Annotated in this window: 7 protein-coding genes and 1 pseudogene; 6 read left to right on the forward strand and 2 right to left on the reverse strand. The window is 44.2% G+C overall.

Going from position 1 to position 7,025, the window contains the following annotated elements:
• Positions 1 to 21 precede the first annotated feature (21 nt).
• The gene (locus QUA13_RS30855) at positions 22 to 573 is read right to left on the reverse strand and encodes an acetamidase/formamidase family protein (protein WP_445242763.1); all 552 of its coding nucleotides are present in this window, start codon (positions 571 to 573) and stop codon (positions 22 to 24) included.
• A 203-nt stretch (positions 574 to 776) separates the two neighbouring features.
• On the opposite strand from QUA13_RS30855, the gene QUA13_RS30860 reads away from it, so the two are divergent.
• From QUA13_RS30860 to QUA13_RS30885, 6 genes and pseudogenes are all read left to right on the forward strand, one after another.
• Complete coding sequence (locus tag QUA13_RS30860; RefSeq protein WP_333204701.1) at positions 777 to 1,652, forward strand: urease accessory protein UreD; 876 nt, start codon at positions 777 to 779, stop codon at positions 1,650 to 1,652.
• Between the two features lie 162 nt (positions 1,653 to 1,814).
• Positions 1,815 to 2,117 carry an urease subunit gamma gene (gene ureA, locus QUA13_RS30865; RefSeq protein WP_015179363.1) on the forward strand — a complete coding sequence of 101 codons (303 nt, stop codon included), beginning with the start codon at positions 1,815 to 1,817 and terminating at the stop codon, positions 2,115 to 2,117.
• Positions 2,118 to 2,150: 33 nt separating this feature from the next.
• Positions 2,151 to 2,468, forward strand: coding sequence for an urease subunit beta (locus tag QUA13_RS30870; protein WP_333204703.1), 318 nt, complete (start codon positions 2,151 to 2,153; stop codon positions 2,466 to 2,468).
• Positions 2,469 to 2,796: 328 nt separating this feature from the next.
• Entirely contained in the window at positions 2,797 to 3,924 is a 1,128-nt protein-coding gene (locus QUA13_RS30875) for a glycosyltransferase family 61 protein (RefSeq protein ID WP_333204706.1), read from the forward strand.
• A gap of 172 nt (positions 3,925 to 4,096) precedes the next feature.
• Complete coding sequence (ureC, locus tag QUA13_RS30880; protein WP_333204708.1) at positions 4,097 to 5,833, forward strand: urease subunit alpha; 1,737 nt, start codon at positions 4,097 to 4,099, stop codon at positions 5,831 to 5,833.
• A gap of 212 nt (positions 5,834 to 6,045) precedes the next feature.
• Positions 6,046 to 6,382, forward strand: a pseudogene (locus QUA13_RS30885) (CHAT domain-containing protein); the annotation flags it as partial.
• 209 nt (positions 6,383 to 6,591) lie between these two features.
• Here QUA13_RS30885 and QUA13_RS30890 read toward each other — a convergent pair.
• The gene (locus tag QUA13_RS30890) at positions 6,592 to 6,921 is read right to left on the reverse strand and encodes a hypothetical protein (RefSeq protein ID WP_333204710.1); all 330 of its coding nucleotides are present in this window, start codon (positions 6,919 to 6,921) and stop codon (positions 6,592 to 6,594) included.
• Positions 6,922 to 7,025: the final 104 nt, after the last annotated feature.

The following is a 7,025-nucleotide window of genomic DNA, read 5'->3' on the forward strand; positions in this document are numbered from 1 at the left end:
AATCCAAACTACCGAAAACTCCTAGAATACGGCTCTCTCAGAGCCTGACTCTCCCAAAATATGTCCGAACTGTTGATTCAACAATTCCTGAGAAGGAGCGCAGCCGATTAAACCCGGATGAGTAATCCCAGCAAACCGCACTTTTGGTATGTGTCTAGAAGCGGTATAAATGCCCTGAAAATCCCAAATTGCTTTAGCAGCAGTCGGAAAATGTTCGGTCAAGAAACCCCCGCCGTTTTCTTTAGCAAAAATTCCTGTAAAACCCCATTCGTCCCCTTGCAAAGCCCCGATATCGAGGATATCGACTACTAAGATATCCCCTGGTTGCGCGCCGTTAACGTAAATTGGCCCGCTCAAAACGTGAACTACTGTTAAGTCTACATCGCGAATGTCGTCGGGATTGTCGTCATTTTTAATTTGTCCGTCTGTCCAGTCTTTGCACTCGATGCGAAATACATCGCCGGGATTGACGGAAACTACTGCTGGAATATCTGGATGCCAGCGATTGTGACCGACTAATTCCTGTTCTGACATCGGTTTGGTCAAATCAACTTTGAAGAGAACTTGAGGCATAGTCTGCACTCCTCTAGTTACTAATTTTTACATGGTATCGGCATCTTCCCCGATCAGATGCTTGATAAATGTAAATTGTTATACTAATTAGTGCAGATCCGAAAAATATTTTAGATAACGATTATCATTATTTATAAAATAACCGGGCTGCGCGGCAGTTGTGGTATGTTTTTGATAGTGAATGTTTTGAATTTCAAAAATCTGTGACTGAAACTTCGATCGCACAAAATACAGATAATGTTAAAAATGGATGGCACGGCTACCTGAATTTAACCTACGCCAACCGCAACGGCAAAACTCAAATTATTCGCAATGAAATGCAAGCACCGCTGAAGGTGCAGCGCCCGTTTTATCCTGAAGGGAAAGACGTTTGTCACAGCGTAATTTTGCACACGGCTGGGGGAGTTGTCGGGGGCGATCGACTTTCCAGCCATTTTCACCTCCAACCCAACGCCAAAGCCTTGATTACCACGGCCGCCGCTGGTAAAATCTATCGCAGCAGCGGACTAGAATCACAACAAAATATTGACATTCAACTAGATATCGGTGCTAATTTAGAATGGCTGCCACAAGAAACAATAGTTTTTGACGGCGCAATATATCGGCAAAATTTGCGGGTAGAATTACCGCCAACAGCGAGGATTTTACTGTGGGAAATTACTAGGTTTGGACGCAGTGCTAGGGGCGAAAAGTTCTTGTCGGGAGAATGGCGATCGCACACCGAAGTCTGGCAACAAAACAGCCCTTTATGGATTGACAGACAATTGCTCAAAGGTGGAGAAAAAATGCTCGAGAGTCCTCACGGTTTCGCAGGAAAACCCGTAGTCGCCACCCTCGCTTGGGTAGGCGAACCCGTAACCACAGAACTCGTGGAAAAAGTGCGAAATTTGCCATGTGAGGCAACAATTTATCCTGGTAATTCCACCGTCGGCGTGACTCGTATTCCTAACGGTTTACTGTGCAGATATCGCGGTACATCCACAACCGCAGCTAGAGACTGGTTTGTCAGCATTTGGCAGTTGCTGCGCTTGTCTTTTTCACAACGCCCTTGCTGTTTGCCCAGAGTTTGGATAAAATAGGATGATATTTGAGTTTCAATGTATAGTTGCCCTGCTAACTAGATTATTCATCTCTCTCTTCTCTTCCTCTGCGCCCTCTGCGCCCTTTGCGGTTTAATCATTCAGAAACAACCGCAAACGATATCATAACCAAATAATGCGATCGCCCTTACCCGAATAAAAATGCAACTCACCCCCCAAGAAAAAGACAAACTGCTGATTTTCACCGCCGCCCTGGTAGCAGAGCGCCGGAAACAAAGAGGTTTAAAATTAAACTATCCCGAAGCACTAGCCTACATTTCCGCCGCGATTTTAGAAGGAGCAAGAGATGGTCTCACCGTCGCAGATTTAATGAGTTACGGGACAACTCTTCTGACGCGGGAAGATGTGATGGAAGGGATACCAGAAATGGTGCATGAAGTGCAGGTTGAGGCGACTTTTCCCGACGGAACTAAGTTGGTAACAGTGCACGATCCGATCCGTTAAAAAATCAACCACAGATACTCAGAGGAGGAAAAAATGATTCCAGGAGAAATGATTGTTTCAGCAGGCGAAATAGAATTAAATGCCGAGCGCCCCACCATGCGGTTTCTGGTAGGAAATAAAGGCGATCGACCCATTCAAATCGGTTCCCACTATCACTTTTATGAGGCAAACGAAGCCTTAGAATTTAATCGAGAACAAGCAAAAGGAATGCGGTTGGATATCCCAGCAGGTACAGCAGTCAGGTTTGAGCCGGGAGATGAAAGGGAAGTTCAATTAGTACCGTTTGTTGGTAGCCGTCAAGTCTACGGCTTTAATGGAAAAGTGGATGGTCATCTGGATGCTGAAGTATGAAGCCAGAAGGTAGTTCACGATTGAGTTTTTAATTTGAAACTTTTTAACTTAAAAGTCAAAGCAGTTTAAAAAAAGAATGCAACTGTAGGTCATCTCCACACTATGATAGTGATCGGTCATCCCAATCTCAAATCGAAAATGGTATCACTTCCAGCCCTACGCATGGAGAGTGGCAAAGCAATCTCAAAATTTTTTCTCTGCCTTCTGCATAAGTGCCTTCTGGCTTTCTTTTGTTAGTTCAATCTCAGACTTTTGAGCGAGTTAAAATCTGCTGTTTGGGATATAGCGTGGTTATTAAAACTGCAAGGATATACAGCAAAAGTGCGTGATGAACCCAAAATTAGTTGACCAGATAAAACAGGCATTGAAGCAGAGCTTGCTGGAAACATCCAGGCGTGTCTGGAGAACCCCGTTAGATCGGCGCACCAGCATCAAATTGTTAGATGACAGCATCGTTTATAAAAAGCAGCACCCACCTATCAATATACCCGCATTAACCTCGGTAAATAAAGTGCCTTCTCGGTTTTTTGCCACGGAAAAAACCGTGTCTTTTGACCCAGATTATGTGTGGAAGATTTCCCTGAATCAAAAAATAACTTCTCTAACTATTTGTACGTCGGGCAACACGCTGCTGAATAACAAGTTGCTTTTAGACTTGGATTTTCGGATTAGCGGTGCGGGCATTCTGGAATGGCCTTACAAACCCAACCAAATTACCTATCCGCTTGTAGTTGCTCCTTGGTCGCATTTGTGGTGCAGTTATTATGATTATGTCATTTTTGTGCTGGCTAAACTTTGCCGAATTGAGGAGGCTTTAGGTAAGGAAATTTGGCAAGAAGCTAAAATTTGTTATCCTTTACGGCATACTGATTTTGAGTTGGGCTTTATGACGAAACTCGGTATTCCTGAAAGTTCCCTAATCGACACTCGGGCTAGAGATACGGGATATCATGCAGAAAGTGCGGTGGTGGGAAACAATCAAGACTGGTATTTTCCTAGTCCTTACGATATAGAGCTTTTGCGTAGAAAATTCGCTCTTCAGGAAAAGGTAAAGCCTTATAGAAAGCTTTATCTGTCTAGAAGCGGCCGGCGCAAGGTTAAAAATGAAGTACAAGTGCGAGAGGTTTTGAAAGAATTTGATTTTGAAATTTTGGAAGATATCTCGCGCACTGTTGATGAACAAATTCGTTTGTTTGCAGAAGCGGCGGTGGTTGTCGGCCCTCACGGGGCTGGTTTTACAAATTTGCTGTGGTGTCAGCCGGGAACGAAAGTATTGGAATGCTTTTATGGAGGCTACACTCCGCCATATTTCTATTACATTTGCCAGCTATTGGGATTAGAATACTCCCGTATGGTTGAGGACAGCAATGAATCCGAAGATTGGAGTTTAATTGGCATGGATATGACGGTGGATGTGGAGGTTTTGAAAAGGGAAATCAAGAAAATGCTGGAGTAAACTTGCCCCCTCATACGATTTTCGATTTTAGATCGGGAAGAATTGATGCCTATTAGGTTTAAAAGTTGCCTCAAATTGCATTTTTTTTAACTCGTTTCAGATTGAGTAACTCGGCACATAGTATAATTAAAGTTAATCTCAACTGCTAACTAAAAAAATATTAGGAGCGAGCATGAGTTACAGAATGGATCGCCGCGCTTACGCGGAAACTTTCGGACCGACTACAGGCGATCGCGTCCGATTAGCCGATACAGAATTATTCATTGAAGTTGAAAAAGACTTCACAACCTACGGGGATGAAGTGAAATTTGGCGGCGGCAAAGTCATTCGCGACGGCATGGGACAGTCGCCTATTTCTAATGCGGACGGTGCAGTTGACACTGTAATTACTAATGCTTTAATATTAGACTGGTGGGGAATTGTTAAAGCAGATGTCGGCATTAAAGACGGCAAAATTTACAAAATTGGTAAAGCCGGAAATCCTTACATTCAAGATAGGGTAGATATTATTATCGGACCCGGTACAGAAGTAATTGCTGGTGAAGGGATGATTCTTACGGCGGGGGGAATTGACAGTCACATTCACTTTATTTGCCCGCAACAAATAGAAGTGGCGATCGCCTCCGGCATCACTACAATGATCGGCGGTGGCACAGGCCCTGCAACGGGTACAAACGCCACCACCTGCACTCCCGGGCCTTGGCATATGTACAGAATGCTGCAAGCAGCCGACGCTTTCCCGGTAAATCTAGGATTTTTAGGTAAAGGAAATAGCAGTCAACCTCAAGGATTAGTCGAACAAGTTTTTGCCGGTGCAATGGGCTTGAAACTCCACGAAGATTGGGGAACTACGCCAGCAACAATTGACACTTGTTTGAGTGTCGCTGACGAGTACGACGTGCAAGTTGCAATTCACACCGACACTCTCAATGAAGCGGGATTTGTAGAAGCCACAATTGCCGCATTTAAAAATCGTGCCATTCACACTTACCACACCGAAGGTGCTGGCGGCGGACACGCACCGGATATTATTAAAGTCTGCGGTCAAGCTAATGTTTTGCCCTCGTCAACTAACCCGACTCGCCCTTACACTGTCAATACTTTAGAAGAACATTTAGATATGTTGATGGTTTGCCACCATTTAGATCGGGGCATTCCTGAAGATGTCGCTTTTGCTGAGTCGAGAATTAGAAGGGAAACTATTGCTGCTGAGGATATTTTGCACGATTTAGGTGCGTTTAGTATGATTTCTTCTGACTCGCAGGCGATGGGAAGAGTTGGAGAGGTGATTATTCGGACTTGGCAAACGGCTCATAAAATGAAAGTGCAGCGGGGAAATTTACCCCCCCTAACCCCCCCTTACCAAGGGGGGGAAACAGAGGGGATTAACGACAATTTTCGGGTGAAGCGGTACATTGCAAAATATACAATTAATCCGGCGATTACTCACGGAATTAGTCAGTATGTTGGTTCGGTGGAAGAGGGAAAGTTGGCGGATTTGTGTTTGTGGCGACCGGCTTTTTTTGGGGTGAAACCGGAACTGGTAATTAAAGGAGGGGCGATCGCCTACGGGCAGATGGGAGATGCTAACGCCAGCATTCCCACGCCGCAACCGGTGCATATGAGGCCGATGTTTGGCAGTTTTGGCGGTGCGATTGGGGCGACTTGTCTGACGTTCATTTCGCAAGCTGCGCGCGATCGAGGTATTGCCGCACAGCTCGGTTTGCAAAAGCCCGCTGTAGCAGTTTCCGGGACGCGGCAAATTAGCAAAAGAGACATGAAACTCAACGATTATTTGCCACAAATGGAAGTCGATCCAGAAACTTATGAAGTCAGGGCGGATGGGGAATTGTTAACTTGCGAACCGGCAACAGTTTTGCCAATGGCGCAGCGGTACTTTTTGTTTTAACTGATATCTTGCACCATTGTCAGCAACAGGCAAGATGCCTGTTCCACAACATATAAATTTTCTTGTGGGGAGTAGGAATTGGGCAGGAGATCCCTCCCGTGAAAGGTTTATTGACAATGGTGCAATATCTCAGTTTTAACCGATTATACAATCATGTAGATACAGTCTTTGCAGACATGATTCGCGGCACTCGCGATGCTTTGGGTACCAATGATGACGGCTGGCTCACTTCCGCGAAATATTAGATTTAAAATTAAATGCCGAATTAGTCGTTTTAAGTGCTTGCAATACTGGCAGAGGAAAACTAACGGGTGATGGTGTTATTGGCTTATCTTGCTCATTAATTACTGCCGGAGTTCCAGCATCCTTGCCTCTTTATGGTACGTTCCCGACGCTCCCACCGCTGAATTAATGGCAGAATTCTATCGCCAGTTGCAGCAAAATCCTAATAAAGCTCAAGCGTTGCGACAAGCAATGCTAATCACGATGAAAAAGCATCCCGAACCCAGAGATTGGGCCGGATTTACTCTGATTGGTGAAGCAGAGTAAGAGTTTTTAGCCCACATTCCGCACGTCAATTTGTAGTATGGCCAGTCATACGAAAATTCTGAGCAAGTAATACGAAAATTCTGAGTTATTTGACGTTTTATTTGTTTTGTTTGGGTATAAATACTTAGTTTTTTCTGTTTTGGTGTTTGCCAAACTACCAAACAGGTGTAATAATTACATACTACATTTTGAAGTGCGGAATGTGGGTTTTAAGTGTTCTTTTTCTGGGTGAGATACACTTCATGCTTCGGGTCCCACCAAAGTAGCTCCATCACGCCTTGATTGAGTATGCCCCAGATTCTTTCGGTCGCAGATAAGCGTAAAGAAGTGAGTTCATCCAAATCATCTAGATTCATTTCGGTTAGTCGATCGCGGGCTAGTTTAGAGAGCTTATTAATTGGCACGGTATGATTTTGTTTTTTACTGTCAACCAATATCTCCCGCCATGTCATAGACTCAAAGTTACTGAGTTTCGTTTGAATCTCTTTGAGTTTTTCTCCATCAATGTTTTGCCAACCATAGTAAGAGGCGAGTTCCATTTTTGAAATTCGCCATGCTGGATTACGATTAGACCTCTTGCGAAATTCTCAGGCGATCGCTAATTTATCTTCAAATAAAGTTCATAATTATAAATACCAGCAAT

Source organism: Microcoleus sp. S28C3 (genome assembly GCF_036700785.1).
Taxonomy (GTDB): domain Bacteria; phylum Cyanobacteriota; class Cyanobacteriia; order Cyanobacteriales; family Microcoleaceae; genus Microcoleus; species Microcoleus asticus.

What these genes read in the sequence shown, in the direction of transcription:
- QUA13_RS30890 (WP_333204710.1), bottom strand. Translation starts at nt 6,921, where the DNA reads ATGGAACTCGCCTCTTACTATGGTTGGCAAAACATTGATGGAGAAAAA.
- QUA13_RS30870 (WP_333204703.1), top strand. Translation starts at nt 2,151, where the DNA reads ATGATTCCAGGAGAAATGATTGTTTCAGCAGGCGAAATAGAATTAAAT.
- ureA (WP_015179363.1), top strand. Translation starts at nt 1,815, where the DNA reads ATGCAACTCACCCCCCAAGAAAAAGACAAACTGCTGATTTTCACCGCC.
- QUA13_RS30855 (WP_445242763.1), bottom strand. Translation starts at nt 573, where the DNA reads ATGCCTCAAGTTCTCTTCAAAGTTGATTTGACCAAACCGATGTCAGAA.
- QUA13_RS30875 (WP_333204706.1), top strand. Translation starts at nt 2,797, where the DNA reads ATGAACCCAAAATTAGTTGACCAGATAAAACAGGCATTGAAGCAGAGC.
- ureC (WP_333204708.1), top strand. Translation starts at nt 4,097, where the DNA reads ATGAGTTACAGAATGGATCGCCGCGCTTACGCGGAAACTTTCGGACCG.